This is a genomic window from Microbulbifer pacificus, assembly GCF_002959965.1.
GTDB lineage: Bacteria > Pseudomonadota > Gammaproteobacteria > Pseudomonadales > Cellvibrionaceae > Microbulbifer > Microbulbifer pacificus_A.
Genome location: NZ_PREV01000026.1, coordinates 1,399,170 through 1,414,575 on the forward strand (window position 1 = coordinate 1,399,170; position 15,406 = coordinate 1,414,575).

Below are 15,406 nucleotides of genomic sequence, written 5' to 3' on the forward strand. Positions count from 1 at the left end.
AAACCGGGGAACGCCCGTTTTTATTTGCCCTCGATCTGACTCGAAGATTTCACCGAAACATGAAAGCCCTACGTTATATCCTCATCGCCCTGTCTGCCCTGCTGCTGCTCGCGGCCATTATTGCCCCGCGCCTGCTCGGCCCCAAGGTTGAAGAAGTGCTGCAACAGCAACTGGCCAGCCAGCCCAATATCGAGCTGACCGGCTACCAGCGCGGCTGGTTCAGCGCCGAGGCCCTGGCCCTGCTGAAGGGTAAGGATGGCGCCACCGAAACCTTTACCGAGATCAAACACGGCCCGGTGCTCTTCACAAGCCGCGGGCCCCGTATCGGCGTGCTCTACGCGAAAACGCGTCTCACCGGGAACGAGCTGGAACCGGCATTGCGTCGCCAGTTGGAGGCCTATTACGGCTCCCTAGACGACCTGGGTCCGGGGCTCCAAAACAGCCCGATCCTCGTGGAGACACTGGTCGGTGCCAACAACCGCGTGACCAACACCCTGCGCCTGCTGCCCATCGACCGCAACGAGGGCGATCAGCAAATCCGCTTCAAGGGAGCCAGTATTCGACTGGTCACCGACTTCCAGGGGCGGCAGCAGGACAGCAGCTTCAAGCTCGGCGAATTCGTGCGTATGGATGGCCACCGCGAGGCACTGTACCTGCAGTCAGGCCGCGGGGAATTCAAGCTGGACCCGAGTGGTGCCGGCACCCTGCAGCTCACGCTGCCGCTGGTGCGCGCCAATAACGATTCCGGCCCCCTGGAGCTGCGCGATGTGACCTTCGCCTACACCGGTGAACTGGTGGCCGACCGCACCCTGCATGTGCAGACCGAACTCAAGCTGCCGGAAATCCAGTCCTCCACCCCTGCCAGCAGCCTGACCCAGCAGATCAACCTGCCGGCGATCGGCTACGACGACCTGCACCACTACCTGTACAGCCTGCTGCTGACCCCGTCGGCCCAGCGCCGCTGGCCGCAGGTGTTCGATCGCCCGCTGAAAATGCAACAGCAACTGGATATCGCCACCGCCAACGGTCCAATGCAACTGCAACTGGATGTGGACTGGAAGGGCATGCCGAAAAAACGCCCGGCGCAGAACGACAAGCTGTTCTGGCTGGACTATCTCAACGGCAGCGCCAACCTGAGTGGCGCCGAACAGGCGATGCTGCAGTCACCACTGATCATGCAGGCCAGCGCTCTGAAACAGTACGGGTTTCTGAAAGAGCAAAATGGCCAGCTGAACATGCACCTGCAACTGGACCGGGGCAACCTGCAGGTGAACGGCCAGCTACTGCCGGCGGATCTGTTCCTGCTTGCAATGACCAGCGGCTTCTGAAACCCGGCCAAGGAACCATAAAAAAAGAGCGGCCTTGGGGCCGCTCAACGTTTTCTCACATCAAATTTCTATTCGGGTTTGTCTCGCCGTTTTCCGGCGTTACTTTGCATTCCTTACACCCGCGGACCTATGAATAGGCTGGCCGGTTATCCGCAAGCGTCAGCCAGCCGCGAATCACGCGGTAGACCATCCAGACCCAACTGATCGCCCACACGGCGAAACCCACCAGAATCCACACGGTGGCCCAACCGATCACAAACCACAGCAAGCTGTACCAGAAAGTGCGTATCTGCCAGCGGAAATGGGATTCCGCCAAGGTACCGCGCACGTCACCGCGCTTGACGTAGTTGATGATTACACCCACAAAGAAGGGCACCGCCGTAAACAAGCTGATGGCCTGGATCAAATACACCAGGGTGGCGATGTCGCGGCCGGCACGTTCGCGCTCGGCCTGTTGAGGGGCGGGGTACTGCTCAGACATGGGCAGGGATTCCATTGTGAACGTGAGCGCTAAGTGTAGGCGTATTTTGCGGCAGCGATAACCGCACCCAGCCACAGCCGGTCGCGGTTATCGCGGTGTTTACCTCAACGCCCACTCCGTATGGACATTATTCTCACGCCAGGCTTTCAGCTGCTGAATGGAGTTGCGCATCAACCCCAGTATCTCTGTGCGCTGGTGGCGGCAATAGTCCCGTTCACTGTCGATGGACAACCGCGCCGAAAGGGCCTTGAGCCGGCTGGCCACCACTTCAAGCCCGACACTTTCCGCTTCGGCGGCGATGGCCTGGGCCTGGTGTTGGGCGTCGAGCCAGTGGCGGCCGGTCAGCGCGCTGGTGAAGGCGGTAATCTTTTTCGGCAAGTTGGCGAGGCGATCGCCCAGCAGCTCGGCAAAGGCGAGGTGGCCCAGGGTGTCACGTTGGCGCTCCAGAGTACTGGCATTGAGTACCTTGGCGGCGCGGGCGGGTTTGCCGTTACCAGTGGCGCGGCTGCGTGTTTTCTGTTCCACCCAATTCAACAGCTGCAATAGCTGGCTGTCGCTGGGCTGCGATGGCAGCACGCCGGAGAGACCGCGCCCCGCATAGCGCTCCTTGTCCCCCGGGTCCAGCCGGTCGAGCATGCCGAAGATGATCAGGCTGTCGTTGGCCAGCTCTCCGCGGATCTTACGTGCGGTTTCCACTCCGTCGATCAACGGCAGCCGCACGTCGATCAGCACCAGATCGAAATTGCCCCTGAGCGCGGCCTCAGCGCCGTCTACACCGTTGGTTTCTCGGCGCACCTTGTGTCCGCAGGCCTCCAGGCGCGGACGCAGGCTGGGATGGGAATCGTTCTCCACCAACAACACATGCAGCTCTCGCATGGTATCTTCACCGGCCGCCATGCGCCCCGATGCGGCAGCCCCCGGGGCTTCGGGCGTACCCTGCCCGGCGCGCTGAATCTCCTCGATACAGCTGCGCAGGTTGCGGCACTGGGCGAGAGCGGCTTCCGCCAGCTGGCGCGCTTCTGCATCGCCGCCGCGCGCCAGCAGACTCATGGTGCTGACCAGCGTCTCCAGTGGTTTGCGCATACGATGGCCACTGAGTGAGAGGAAATCCCGGTGCTCTTCGTCCACCTGTTCCGCGGACACCCGGGCCTCTTCAAGTTGCCGGTCGCGCTCCATCAGCTCGTGCACCCGCGCCTGTACCTGGCGGAACAGCTTGGCATTCTCAGCCTGCAGATCAACCACTCGGGCGCCGCTGGCCTGCGCCGATGCCTGCAGCCGGGCACGCAGGCGCAACCACGCCACCACACTGGCTATGGCCGCGAGACTGGCGAGCAGTACCCACACCAGCGGCAGCCGGGTTTCCAGTAACAGGGACTCCCCGGGAAAAGCGAATACCACCGCCGGGGTTCCGAAAAACAGAGCGAATTGGGTAATCTGCGGTAGCCCTGGCGCCAGGGAGCGGCGGGACGGGGGATTGGGTCCAGAGCTTGTACTAGTGTGGCGACTACTCGCCGAACGGCAGTAGGTCATGGCGTACCTTCCTTGTAACCATGGGTAAATTTCGGGTCAATCCTGCGACCCGGTCCAAATTCCTTGCTGATAACCTCTGTGCCCTTCATGGCGTCAGATACGGTTATCCGGAATTCTGTTCTGCCTGTCACAACCTAACGGGCAGAGCTCGTGTCCAAGGGGCTCCTTGTTCCCAGATGGTTTCTAAAGGAAAGCATCCGGTGACACAAGACAATTCTACGCCATAAATTCCAATGGCGCAGGCAAAGGCCCGCGACCTTTTTAGTGACTCGGCACATCCAAGTCAAGCGCGCCCCGTTGGCGGCGAAGCACGCTCTCAGTTGGCGACGGCACTATCCGCCGCCGTCCGCCGCTCGAGCCACAGGTGACGCAGGCAGTCGAGGTACATACCGTAGGGACGCCCCAGGGCACCGGCAATCAACATAAAGGTGATACACGCCGTGGCAATTTCGCCACTGGAAGCCCCGCCCAGCACCATGTTCAGGATGTACAGGGGCAACTGGAAGCTCAAGAAAACGAAGGTGTCCAGGGCGTAGTTGCGGAAGGCGCCACCGCGACCAATACGCGCCACCACCCAGTTGCGATACACGCTGAACGGACGCGCGATCAGGGTGTTGAATACGACCGCCAGCAGGCGCACCTTCAGGTGTTCGTTCCAGCTCATACCCGCCAGCATCACCTCAATCGGAATCGCAATGGCCCAGGAGAAGCTGTTCATGGCGAATACATCCAGCAGCCACTCATTCCAGCGGGTGCGGCGATTGCGACGCCGGTTGAGTCGGGTGTTGGTGGATTGCGGAGTCTCAACCGGCTGTTCGTCTTCCAGCACCATGACGGGTGGCGATACGGGGATGGCGTCGGTGGCCTGAGACAATGATTGCGGCGACATGGTAACGGGTGACCTGGTAGGCGGCGTACGCTTGTGGCGGACGGCCGCGAAACTGCTCTGGGGGCGGTAATTGCACATTATTCAACCACTTTTGGTGGCGCCGGCGATTATATCCACCGGCGCAACAAATACTAGTGGTCATATATTAATTTTTTGTTTAAGCCTTCTTTTTCATCCTAACTTTCGACCATTGCCAGAAGGTTTCTCATAGATAACAGGAATTACCGGTCTACCCATCCCCATGGGATGCACTTCTGGTCGGCGGCGCCCATGTCAGCGGACGGGGTGAGCCAGTACACTGCGGGGCACACGAAACCAGGCTGCGCACCGGCGGCGATTCCGTCTCCGGCAACAGGTTTCTTACTACCACCCTGTGTGATCGCCCGAACCATGTCACTGAGATTTGCCGTACTGAGCCTGCTGGACATCGAACCCGGCAGTGGCTACGACCTGAAACGCCGCTTCGAGCGCAGCGTCAACCACTTCTGGAGCGCCAGTCACCAACAGATGTATCGGGAGTTACACAAACTGCATGGGGAGGGGCTGCTGGATTGTGTGGAAGAGGTGCAGGACGGTCGTCCCGACAAAAAAGTCTACAGCCTCACGGCCGCGGGACGCCAGGCACTGGAAGTCTGGGCGGCGAAGCCCGCGGCCGCGCAGAAGATCCGCGACCCCTTCCTGATCCAGGTATTCGCCGGTCACCACCTGCCGTTGGCGCAGATGCGCGCGGAACTGGAGCGCCACATCGAGGAGCACCGCCACAAGCTCACCACCTATGAGACGCAGAACGCCCGCTTCTACCGGCGCCCGCTGGAACAGCAACAAAAGTTGTGGATATCCCACCAGCCGCTGCTGCTGGGTATTGAAACAGAAAAAACGTGGCTGCGCTGGGCGGAGCAACTGCTGGTGAAACTGGACAGGGAGATCGCTGAGGGAAGCGAACCCAACGCCCATTGACCGGACTGTCGCTTCACTGCAGCGGCTCCCGTGTCCGCGCGATAACCCGTATGGATTACTGGAAGGCATCCGCCGGAATATGGCACACGACCTCAATGTTGTGCCCATCCGGGTCCAGAACATAGGCGCCGTAATAGTGATCGTGGTATTCCGGTCGCAATCCCGGTGCACCGTTATCCTTGCCTCCGGCTTGCAGTGCCGTGTCATAAAACGCGTGCACCGTATCCCGATCTTCCGCGCTGAACGCAATATGCAAGGCCGGCGCAGTGCTGGAGCCGCCCTTGATCAACAGCTGGGGCTTACCACCCCAGCCAAAACCCGCCCAGTCACCCATCTCCATCACCAGCTCATAGCCGAGCGGTAACAGTGCAGCCTGATAGAACGCTTTGCTGCGCTGGTAGTCGTGCACAATCAGACCGATATGGTCCAGCATGGGAATCTCCTGTCGCCAACCTGGTGGTGTGTCGGACACTCAGTATAGAAGCGGGGGGAACGGGAGGAGATGAGTAGAAAACAGGAATCTACAGGGAGCCGGAGTACGACATCAGACCATACAGTACCACCGCGGTGCCGCAGATGAGCTGCCCCACAATCAGCGCGCGAATGGCAAAGGTGTAACGGATAAAGCGGCTGTGGGAATTCAGGTCGCGGGTAAATACCCGTGCCTGTTCCGGCAACTGCTGTTCCATGGCGCGCAACCCCGGTACCGCCAGGCTCAACAGCTGGCGGCTGCGCAGGTCCATCACCCAGAATACCGCGGACACAATGACCACAAAGCCGCCCAGCAGCATCACGATCAGGGGGTGGAAACTTTTTTCAACCGCGGTGAATACACCACCGTCGACAAACATGGACAGCACCACAAAAAAGTTGAAGGCCTTCAGGCGCTGCTCGGCGTTGAAACGGTAGTGCTCACACAGGTACTGCTGTTCATTCACGATAGTGACTGTCCCGGTTACCGCTTACGGCGATTGCTTGGCGAGGGTGCCGTGCAGTTGATTGATTTTCTTGAGCGCGGCGGAACCATACCAGGGGTGCAACTCCATCACCAGTCGCCCGGCCTGTACCGCGGGATCGGTTTCCGTCAGTTTCTGCGCTTCTTCCACGGTATCCACGTCGAATACATAGATTCCGCGCAACTCAACGCCATCAAGAAACGGGCCCGCAAGTACCAGCACGCCCTCATCTGCCAGCCTCTGGATATTCGCCATGTGCGCCCGTTGCAGCTCCGCAGCCGTGCCCGGGTCCTGATCGCGATGGGGGCCGGCCTTAAGCAGCGCCATCACATACTTGTGCATACCGTACTCATCGGCGCCCAGTTCTTTTGCCAGCTGTGGATCGAAGGCCGGCTTTTCTTTGGTAACTTCCGCTGACAATGCACCAGTCGACAGTGACATCAGGGTCAGGATCAGGGCGGTAGCGCGACGAATATTCATGGCTTGGCTCTTTTATTGTTCTCTATATCTTCCGGGGTACGAACTGGGATCAGGGCACAATCAGCACATCGGTGTTCGCGCGGCCGAGGATTCGCTCGGCGGTATTCCCAAGTACAAACCCCTTGGGGCCTTTGCGCACCCCGCGCCCGACCAGAATGGCCCGCGCCTTGTTGCGGTCCACCACACGATTGACTTCAGCGGCGGGTTTGCCCGTAACAAAGTGCGTTCGGCTGCAGGTGATGCCACTATCGGCGATGACTTTGTCCACCGCCTGGAGCAACGCCCCGGCCTGTTCACGAAACTCCGCGAGGTCTGCAACTTCACTGGGCACAGGCACGCAGGCAACGGACTCAAGTTCGGCTTCCAGTATCTGGGAGAGTGTGCCGCCGAGGTGCAACACCCGATGATTCAGCGCTACATGCAGGGGGTTGTCAACGGCGGGGTCGAGGGCCGCGACAATGCGCTCGCGCTTGACCCAATGGGTGCTGACAGCAAGCCACAGGGGGGTGGGGAGGCTTTCGATCATGCGCCAGTCGATGGAGCCAAAACCGCCGCGGCCGAATTGTTTCTGCGCGGTTTTCACCACCAGATCGCAATCATTTGCGTCGAGGTATTCGAGGGTCCAGAAGGGAATGTCGTGATGCCAAACCACTTCTGCGGTCGAGCCGGCGGGCAGTGTATGCTGCTGCTGTAGCTCTTGCAGCCACTGACTGCGCGCGTTTTTCATTTCCCCGCTGATATTGAGAATGGAGCCAGCGAGCAGGGATATGGAGACCACCGGTTCGTAAACCACGCTGACCAGATGCAGCGCCGCCCCTGATTTCTTCGCCAGTTCCAACGCCCGCTCCAGCGCTACCTGTTCGTGCTTGGGCTTGTCGAGGATGACGAGAATATTCTGCATGCGGCCTCCGGTGCTGCTGGGATCAACTTAATACCTTTAGAGGTAATTAAATCACCGGATCTTGGGTTTGTCTTGGGTTCAGCTCAATTCGCATATTGAAGGATTGAGGTATGCACTGTTGTCGTTCGGTGGCGGTGGAGCACCGGGTATAGCTTTTCGAAACCGGGCTAGCCCCCCTGGGGATACATCCCTGAACGCTGCGTCGGCGACGTCCTTGTCGCAGACGCTTTCGAAAAGCTATCCCCGGCACTCCACCTTCGCATTTAGCAAAGCACTTCGTGAGCTGGCGAGGAGCGAGTCTTACGCGCTTACGAAGTCGGGGAGTGAAAACTGAAGGGGAAGCACTGGACCCACAACAGAGCACCCGATGACGGGCACAAATCTATTTATTGGCCCGGTGATCCACGAGTTCATCTACCACGGAAGGATCAGCAAGCGTCGAAGTGTCGCCCAGTGAATCCAGCTCATTACACGCAATCTTGCGCAGAATGCGCCGCATGATTTTGCCGGAGCGGGTTTTTGGCAGGCCCGGCGCCCACTGGATGATATCGGGTTTGGCAATGGGGCCGATCTCCTTCACACACAGGTCGATCAGTTCCTTGCGCAACTCCTCGGAAGGCTCGCGACCGTTCTTCAGGGTCACATAGCAGTAAATACCCTGCCCCTTGATATCGTGCGGATAACCCACCACCGCCGCCTCGGCGGTATCCTCGTGCAACACAATCGCACTCTCAATTTCCGCGGTACCCAGACGGTGGCCGGAGACGTTCAGCACATCGTCGATGCGCCCGGTAATCCAGTAGTAGCCATCCGCATCGCGGCGCGCACCGTCGCCGGTGAAGTAGTAACCGGGGAACGTAGAGAAGTATGTGTCGATCATGCGCTGATGATCGCCGTACACACTGCGGATCATGCTCGGCCAGCTGGCCTTCATCACCAGTGCGCCTTCGCCCTGCCCCTCAATTTCCTGCCCCTTCTCATCCAGCAGCGCCGGCTGCACACCAAAGAAGGGGCGTGTGGCCGAACCGGGTTTGAGGGTGGTGGCACCGGGGAGCGGGGTGATCATGTGGGCACCGGTTTCAGTTTGCCACCAGGTATCCACGATCGGGCAGCGCTTCTCACCCACCACGTGGTAGTACCACTCCCAGGCCTCGGGGTTGATCGGCTCGCCTACGGTACCCAGCAGTTTCAGGGAGCTGCGGTCGCACCTGGTGACGAAGTCATCACCGGCGCCCATCAAGGCGCGGATCGCAGTAGGGGCCGTGTAGAAGGTGTTTACCTTGTGTTTTTCCACCACCTGCCAGCAGCGCGAGGCATCCGGATAGGTGGGCACGCCTTCGAACATCAGGGAAATGGCGCCTGCACACAGCGGGCCGTATACGATGTAGCTGTGGCCGGTGATCCAGCCCACATCCGCGGTGCACCAGAACACATCGCCTTCCTTGTAATCGAAGGCGTACTTGAACGTCATGGTGGAAGCCAGCAGGTAACCGGCAGTGGTATGCAGCACGCCTTTGGGCTTGCCGGTGGAGCCGGAGGTGTAGAGGATAAACAGCGGGTCTTCCGCATTCATCGGCTCCGGCGCACAGTCAGTACTTTGCCCGGCAACGGATTCGGCGTACCAGATGTCGCGCTTGCTGTCCCAGTCGATATTGGCTCCGGTGCGCTTGACCACGATAGCGGTATGCACATCGGGGCAGTGAGCCAGAGCCTTGTCGACGTTGGCTTTGAGCGGCACCTTGCGGCCGCCACGCACGCCTTCATCGGCGGTGATCACCAGGCGGCAGTTGGAATCGAGGATGCGGTCCTTGAGCGAATCGGGGGAGAAACCACCGAACACCACCGAGTGCACGGCGCCGATACGGGTACAGGCGAGCATGGCGTAGGCCGCTTCAGGGATCATGGGCATATAAATGCACACGCGATCACCCTTGTTCACGCCACGGGCCTTCAACAGGTTGGCCAGGCGGCATACCTGTTCGTACAATTCCTGGTAGGTGATGTTCTTGCTGTCGGCGGGGTCGTCGCCTTCCCAGATCAGGGCAGTCTGCTCGGCGCGGGCCGGCAGGTGACGATCGATACAGTTGACGGAGACGTTCAGTTCGCCGTCGGCAAACCAGGCGGCGTGGCCTTTGCTGAGATCCTCTTCCACCACATTGGTGAAGGGCTTGCTCCACTGCAGGAAGTCGTTGGCCTGCTGGGACCAGAATGCTTGCGGGTCTTCCACCGACTGGCGGTACATCCGCTGATAGTCGTCGTTATTGACGAGGGTATTCGCGGCAAAGGTTTCGGGCACCGGATAGGTGTGCACTTCAGACATCGTTTTCTCCCTTATTAGTATTATCGGGTGCTGCGCGGCCCCACTCTTTGAGACCCGTTGGCGGCAGACATCGCTGTGTGCACCATCAGTCAATGCGGGTGCACGAATCCCGATAAGTTATACCACTGGCAGCCGCTGAATGACAACGCTGTCACTAGTCCTGTCGTACCATCATAGCCTGACAACTTTTTGGTTTCCCACCCTGAGTCTGGAATCCCGTGCCTTTTTTAGTCTGGACAGGCAAAATGCTGGCAATTAGTGATCACATTTTTGTTCAAGCACCGAGGAGGCCATATGGCGGCGAAGTTATTGCGGATTGTGGAAGGAGCAGCTGCGCGTGAGGCGGGGCCGGTGGCACCGGAGAAGATATTGGCGGGGAGTCCACAGCAGTGGACGGAGCACTTCTTCACCAACCGGAAAGAGAACTTTTTCTGCGGTATCTGGGCTTCGGATACGGGCAAGTGGTCGCTCACTTACACCGAGGATGAATTCTGCTACATCATCGAGGGCGAAGCGGTCATTACGGATGCCGAGGGTGTCAGTGAGCGGGTTCGGGCCGGCGATGCGTTCTGTATTCCCGCCGGTTTTACCGGGACCTGGGAAACGATCGGTTCGGTGAAAAAGTTCTATTCGATTTATGAGGAGTGATTCTTGCTCCGAGGCATCTAGTTGCCAGTTCTGTGGCGGCGGAGTAGCGGGCGCGGGCTTTCGGGACCGGGCTAGGCGCCCCCCCCCCTTTGAATACGCCCCTGTACGCTGCGTCGGCAACATCCCTGTTGCCAACGCTCCTGAAAACCCGCACCCGCTACTCCACCCTATCTTCACGTTTTGAGCGTTCGATCTCTTAACCGCCGATTAGTCCTTTTAGATGCGCGACCACGCTGCGCCCCAATGCGGAAAGCGCGTAACCTCCCTCCAGCATGGACACCAGTCGTCCCTCACAATGGTGGTCGGCGTATTCCCGCAGTTTTTCCGTCACCCAGAAATAATCCTCCTCCCGGAAGCGCAACTGTGCCATGGGGTCCTCGATATGACCGTCGAAACCGGCGGAGATGAACAGCATTTGCGGCCGGAAGCTTTCCAGGGCCGGCAGCCAGTCTTGCTGTACCACTTCGCGCAGTGCATCGCCGCCGGCACCGGCTTCCAGGGGAGTGTTAACGATATTGTCGGGCAGCGCTCCGGTTCCGGTGAAGGGGTAATAGGGGGACTGGAAGCTGGAGCAGAGCAGGTAGCCCTCGCGGCCGGCGATAAAATCTTCGGTGCCGTTGCCGTGATGGACGTCGAAGTCGAGGATCGCGACGCGCTCAAGACCATGGTGCTCGCGGGAGTGGGTGGCGGCGATGGCGATGTTGTTGAACAGGCAGAAACCCATCGCCTTGTCGCGCTCGGCGTGGTGGCCCGGAGGGCGCACGGCACAGAACGCGGAATGGATTTCACCTGCCATCACCCGATCGACCGCATCGATACCGGCGCCGGCGGCGTGCAGCGCGGCCGTAAGTGAATACGGGCACATGCGGGTGTCCTCGTCGAGAACTTCGACCCCCTCAAGCGGTACCCGCGTAAAAATGGATTCAATGTATGCCGCGGTGTGCACCCGCTCAAGCTGCTCTCGCGCAGCCTGGGGCGCATCGAAGAAACGCAACACATATTCCATGCCACTGGTGAGCAATTGGTCCTGAATCGCGTCGAGACGCGCGGGACTCTCGGGGTGGTCATCGCCCATATCGTGGCGGTGACAAGCGGGGTCGGAGAAGAATCCTACATTGGCCATGACTCAGTCCTTTTCTCCGTCGAGCATCAGCTCCAAATAAAGTTCGTCCATACTGTCGCCGGCGCGCGTGGAAAAGCCATTGCTTTCAAAAATCGACAACATCGGCTTATTGTCACGACGCACACAGGCGAACATTTTGGAAATACCACGTTTGCGCGCAATGCTTTCCATTTCTTTCAGGAGCGTAGACGCGATACCCTTGCCACGCCGACTCTCCTTGATAACAAAAGCCACTTCGCAACTGTTGTCCGCTTCGTAAAAATAATACCGCCCCACCCCCTGGATCACTTCCCGGGCGCCATCGCGGTCGGTAAAGCACAATGCGAGATCACGCCCCTGATCGACACTTACCAGACTGCAGGATTTTTCCCTGGACATCTGCGTTACGTGGTGGTTGTAGCGCATCAACAGGGTTTCTTTGTTGTGGGTGTAAAAAAACTCCTGCAACAGTCTCTCGTCTGCTGGCCTCAGCGGACGCAGCGTGTAGGTAATGCCGCCGAAAATATATTTTTTCTGCTCGACCGGTCCCAGTTCGGGAATCGAGGTAGGTGCCTGCTCCTGATATTCAGGTACCCAGTAAAACTCCCGCACTTTTTCCAGGAGCTCACGACGAAACTCCGGGTGGGCGATCCGGATCATTTCCAGAGTCCGCTCGCGAATACTTTTCCCGCGCAGGGAAGCGATGCCGTATTCGGTAACAACGTAGTGCACATGCGCGCGCGATGTAACCACGCCACTTCCGGGGGTAAGAGAGGCAACGATGCGGGAAATCAACTTCCCGTTTTTATCCCGCGCGGTCGAGGGGAGCGCGATTATCGGCTTTCCGCCCTTGCTCAGGGCCGCACCCCGAATAAAGTCCACCTGCCCCCCGATACCGCTGTACAACAAGCGTCCGATGGAATCGGAAACCACCTGCCCGGTCAGATCAACCTCGATGGCACTGTTGATGGCGACCATTTTTTCATTGCGGGAAATATTGACCGGCGAGCTGACATGCTCTGCGGGATACAGCTCCACATGAGGGTTACCGTCGACAAAGTCGTACAGCATTTTCGACCCCATGCAGTAGCTGGTGATAGTTTTTCCTCTGTGGAAGGTTTTCCTGCGATTGTTGATAACGCCACTTTTCATCAGGCGTGCAACGCCATCAGAAATCATTTCTGAGTGCACGCCGAGATCCTTGTGGTTCCCCAAATAGCGCAGTACCGCATCGTGCACCTTGCCCATGCCGATCTGCAGTGTCGACCCGTTTTCCACCAGTACGGATACGTATTGACCGATCTGTTCAACGGCCTGATCCATTTCCGGCGGTGGCGATTCCGGAATCGGCGCGTCCGCGGTCATCCATGCGTGAATCTGATCGCGGTGAATAAAACTGTGGCCGTTGGTGCGAGGCATGCTCGGGTTGACCTGGGCGATGACGGTTTTCGCATGCTTTACCGCAGAGGAGACCACATCCACACTGACCCCAAGGGAGCAGTAGCCCAGCTCATCCGGTGGACTGACCATGATGAGTGCAGCGTCCAGTGGCAGAACATGATCACTGAACAGTTTTGGCACTTCCGAAAGAAAGGTGGGCGTGTAGTCCGCGCGCCCTTCAGCGACGGCGTTGCGCACCGTGGTTCCGCCGATGTACAGGGCATTGACGGTAAACAGTCCGGCGTATTGTCGCTCGGCCCAAAAGTTGTCGGAGAGGGTAAATACCTGTGTAACTTCGATGTCGTTGAGAGTGCGACCATTGGCGATCAGGTCGGCCATCAGTTGGTTGGGAACGGCGGCGTGGGACCCGAGAAATATCCGACAGCCGCTTTTTAGCAGTTGATCCCAGGAAATCGGGTCACCGGTTTTGGGGTGGGAGAGGGATGACATTGTTCTGGCTGGCTTCCTACCTTGTGATGGCTTCATGGTAGGCGGGTGGCTTTGTGGTCACAAGCCTAGTCCCCTCATCCTTGGTCCTCTCTAAGGAAGTTGGGTGGCGGCCAAGCACCGGGTGGACGTTTTCAGGACCGCTGTGAATACATCCCTGTACGCTGCGTCGGCGACGTCCATGTCGCCGACGCTCCTGAAAACGTCCACCCGGCACTTGGCCTTAACTTCAACTACAGCGCTCTGATCTGAAATAGCTAACGAAGTGCAAAACTACGAATGGAAGGTAGAGTGACGGGGATTGGCTTTTGGAAGCGTCGCAAACAGGGATGTTTGCGACGCAGCGTACAGGGACGTATTGAAGGGGGGCGCCTAGCCCGGTTCCAAAAGCCAATCCCCGGCGCTCTGCCGCCACCGGACCAGCTTCAAATACGGAACCACTGAACCCCAAAAAATCAAGCAGGCTCAGCCATCTGCACAGGAATGGTATTGGTACTCCGCTCAACCCGGTTTTTCTCAGTCAAGTAAACCAGCTTGGGCTTGAAAGATTCCGCCTCGGCTTCAGACATCTGTGCATAGGCCGCAATGATCACACGGTCACCCACCTGAACACGCCGCGCCGCCGCACCGTTCATGGAAATGATGCCAGAGCCGCGCTCGGCAAGAATCACATAGGTGTGAAAACGCTCGCCGTTGGAAACGTTGTAGATATCGATTTTCTCGAATTCCCGCAGGCCCGCCAGCTCCACAAGATCTTCGTCGATCGCACAGGAACCGTCATACCAGAGCTCCGCCTGGGCCACCGCTGCCATATGCAGCTTGCCCTTCAGCATTTCGATGTGCATCAGCAGAAACCTCCCGTTACATACTCAGGGAAACTATATTTTCAGAGAAACGTTGTCGATCAGGCGCGCACTGCTCGTGTACATCGCACCCAGCAAGGTGATTTCGCGATCGTCGTGGGCCGCCGGTTGCAGATCGCGGCTGTTGCAGATGGAAAAGTAATCCACCCGGAAACCCGCATTCGCAATACGGGATTTTGATTCCGCCTCCAGCGCAGCAAAATCCCGCCGGCCTTTTTCAATTTCCCCTCGTGCCCAGTTCAACGCCTGGTTCAAAATCGCCACCTTCGGCCGCTCTTCCTCGGTGAGATAACCGTTGCGCGAACTCATCGCCAGGCCATCCGCCTCGCGGTGTACCGGAGCCGCTACGATATCCACCGGCATGCACAGATCCTCCACCATACGGCGGATGACCGCCAACTGCTGGAAATCCTTGATACCGAAAATCGCTTTATCCGGCTGCACGATATTGAACAGCTTCGCCACCACCGTGGTCACACCCTCGAAGTGCCCCGGGCGACTGGCCCCACACAGCACGTCGGTCATCGCCGGGCAGATCACCTTGGTCTGCTGGTCCATGCCGTTGGGATAGATCTCGCTCTCGTCCGGGTGGAACAGGAAATCGCAGTTGGCGCCGCGCAGGCGCGCCATATCCTGCTCCATGGTGCGCGGGTATTTGTCCCAGTCCTCATTCAGACCGAATTGCAGGCGGTTGACGAAAATGGATACGACCACCACGTCACACAATTGCTGGGCGCGCTTGACCAGCTCGATATGCGCGTCGTGCAGGTTGCCCATGGTGGGCACGAAGCCAACGGTCTTGCCGTCGCGGCGAGCCGCGGTCAGCGCTTCGCGCAGGCTGGTCACATGGTGAAAGACTTGCATTGCCGGAGTTCCGCCAGAGGTTGCTACGGGCGGCATATTACCCCCGGGGGCGGGTGGGAACAAATACGCGGCGGGCTGCGAAAACCGCAGTTGAATTCGGTTTTTCTCATCGTCTCGACAAAAAAATGATGATGATTCAGGAAGGATTCAGTGTGCAGAGAACAGAATGGCTCCCACAGTAAGCGAAAACACACTGATGC

Annotated in this window: 15 protein-coding genes; 3 read left to right on the top strand and 12 right to left on the bottom strand. The window is 58.8% G+C overall.

Annotated elements, in window-relative coordinates; genetic code table 11:
- The first annotated feature begins 59 nt into the window (after positions 1 to 59).
- Positions 60 to 1,328, top strand: a complete 1,269-nt coding sequence (locus C3938_RS06270; protein ID WP_105102336.1) for a DUF945 family protein — start codon at positions 60 to 62, stop codon at positions 1,326 to 1,328.
- A gap of 127 nt (positions 1,329 to 1,455) precedes the next feature.
- Here C3938_RS06270 and C3938_RS06275 read toward each other — a convergent pair whose 3' ends face one another.
- The 3 genes from C3938_RS06275 to alaE form a co-directional block, all read right to left on the bottom strand.
- A complete protein-coding gene (locus tag C3938_RS06275) occupies positions 1,456 to 1,809 on the bottom strand; it encodes a DUF4870 family protein (RefSeq protein WP_105103249.1) in 354 nt (117 codons plus the stop codon).
- A 99-nt stretch (positions 1,810 to 1,908) separates the two neighbouring features.
- Positions 1,909 to 3,207, bottom strand: coding sequence for a response regulator (locus C3938_RS06280; protein ID WP_105102337.1), 1,299 nt, complete (start codon positions 3,205 to 3,207; stop codon positions 1,909 to 1,911).
- 448 nt (positions 3,208 to 3,655) lie between these two features.
- The gene (gene alaE / locus C3938_RS06285; RefSeq protein WP_105102338.1) at positions 3,656 to 4,228 is read right to left on the bottom strand and encodes an L-alanine exporter AlaE; all 573 of its coding nucleotides are present in this window, start codon (positions 4,226 to 4,228) and stop codon (positions 3,656 to 3,658) included.
- A gap of 390 nt (positions 4,229 to 4,618) precedes the next feature.
- Here alaE and C3938_RS06290 point away from each other — a divergent pair, with 390 nt between their 5' ends.
- Positions 4,619 to 5,185: a PadR family transcriptional regulator gene (locus tag C3938_RS06290; RefSeq protein WP_158681589.1), complete on the top strand. Its 567-nt coding sequence runs from the start codon at positions 4,619 to 4,621 to the stop codon at positions 5,183 to 5,185.
- 55 nt (positions 5,186 to 5,240) lie between these two features.
- On the opposite strand, the gene C3938_RS06295 is transcribed toward C3938_RS06290, so the two are convergent.
- The 5 genes from C3938_RS06295 to acs form a co-directional block, all read right to left on the bottom strand.
- Positions 5,241 to 5,618: a VOC family protein gene (locus C3938_RS06295; protein ID WP_105102340.1), complete on the bottom strand. Its 378-nt coding sequence runs from the start codon at positions 5,616 to 5,618 to the stop codon at positions 5,241 to 5,243.
- 88 nt (positions 5,619 to 5,706) lie between these two features.
- Entirely contained in the window at positions 5,707 to 6,123 is a 417-nt protein-coding gene (locus C3938_RS06300) for a hypothetical protein (protein ID WP_105102341.1), read from the bottom strand.
- 24 nt (positions 6,124 to 6,147) lie between these two features.
- Positions 6,148 to 6,621 (bottom strand): YciI family protein, encoded by a 474-nt coding sequence (locus tag C3938_RS06305; RefSeq protein ID WP_105102342.1) that lies wholly within the window; start codon positions 6,619 to 6,621, stop codon positions 6,148 to 6,150.
- 49 nt (positions 6,622 to 6,670) lie between these two features.
- Positions 6,671 to 7,522 carry a universal stress protein gene (locus C3938_RS06310; RefSeq protein WP_105102343.1) on the bottom strand — a complete coding sequence of 284 codons (852 nt, stop codon included), beginning with the start codon at positions 7,520 to 7,522 and terminating at the stop codon, positions 6,671 to 6,673.
- A gap of 382 nt (positions 7,523 to 7,904) precedes the next feature.
- On the bottom strand, positions 7,905 to 9,842 hold the full coding sequence (acs, locus tag C3938_RS06315; protein ID WP_105102344.1) for an acetate--CoA ligase: 1,938 nt from the start codon (positions 9,840 to 9,842) through the stop codon (positions 7,905 to 7,907).
- A gap of 294 nt (positions 9,843 to 10,136) precedes the next feature.
- Here acs and C3938_RS06320 point away from each other — a divergent pair, with 294 nt between their 5' ends.
- Positions 10,137 to 10,490, top strand: coding sequence for a cupin domain-containing protein (locus C3938_RS06320; protein ID WP_105102345.1), 354 nt, complete (start codon positions 10,137 to 10,139; stop codon positions 10,488 to 10,490).
- A 196-nt stretch (positions 10,491 to 10,686) separates the two neighbouring features.
- Here C3938_RS06320 and C3938_RS06325 read toward each other — a convergent pair whose 3' ends face one another.
- The 4 genes from C3938_RS06325 to panC all read right to left on the bottom strand — a co-directional run bounded on the left by C3938_RS06325 (position 10,687) and on the right by panC (position 15,206).
- A complete protein-coding gene (locus C3938_RS06325; RefSeq protein WP_233998688.1) occupies positions 10,687 to 11,613 on the bottom strand; it encodes a histone deacetylase family protein in 927 nt (308 codons plus the stop codon).
- Positions 11,614 to 11,616: 3 nt separating this feature from the next.
- The gene (locus C3938_RS06330) at positions 11,617 to 13,482 is read right to left on the bottom strand and encodes a GNAT family N-acetyltransferase (RefSeq protein ID WP_105102347.1); all 1,866 of its coding nucleotides are present in this window, start codon (positions 13,480 to 13,482) and stop codon (positions 11,617 to 11,619) included.
- 452 nt (positions 13,483 to 13,934) lie between these two features.
- On the bottom strand, positions 13,935 to 14,324 hold the full coding sequence (gene panD / locus C3938_RS06335) for an aspartate 1-decarboxylase (protein ID WP_105102348.1): 390 nt from the start codon (positions 14,322 to 14,324) through the stop codon (positions 13,935 to 13,937).
- A gap of 33 nt (positions 14,325 to 14,357) precedes the next feature.
- The gene (gene panC, locus C3938_RS06340) at positions 14,358 to 15,206 is read right to left on the bottom strand and encodes a pantoate--beta-alanine ligase (protein ID WP_105102349.1); all 849 of its coding nucleotides are present in this window, start codon (positions 15,204 to 15,206) and stop codon (positions 14,358 to 14,360) included.
- Between the last annotated feature and the right edge of the window lie 200 nt (positions 15,207 to 15,406).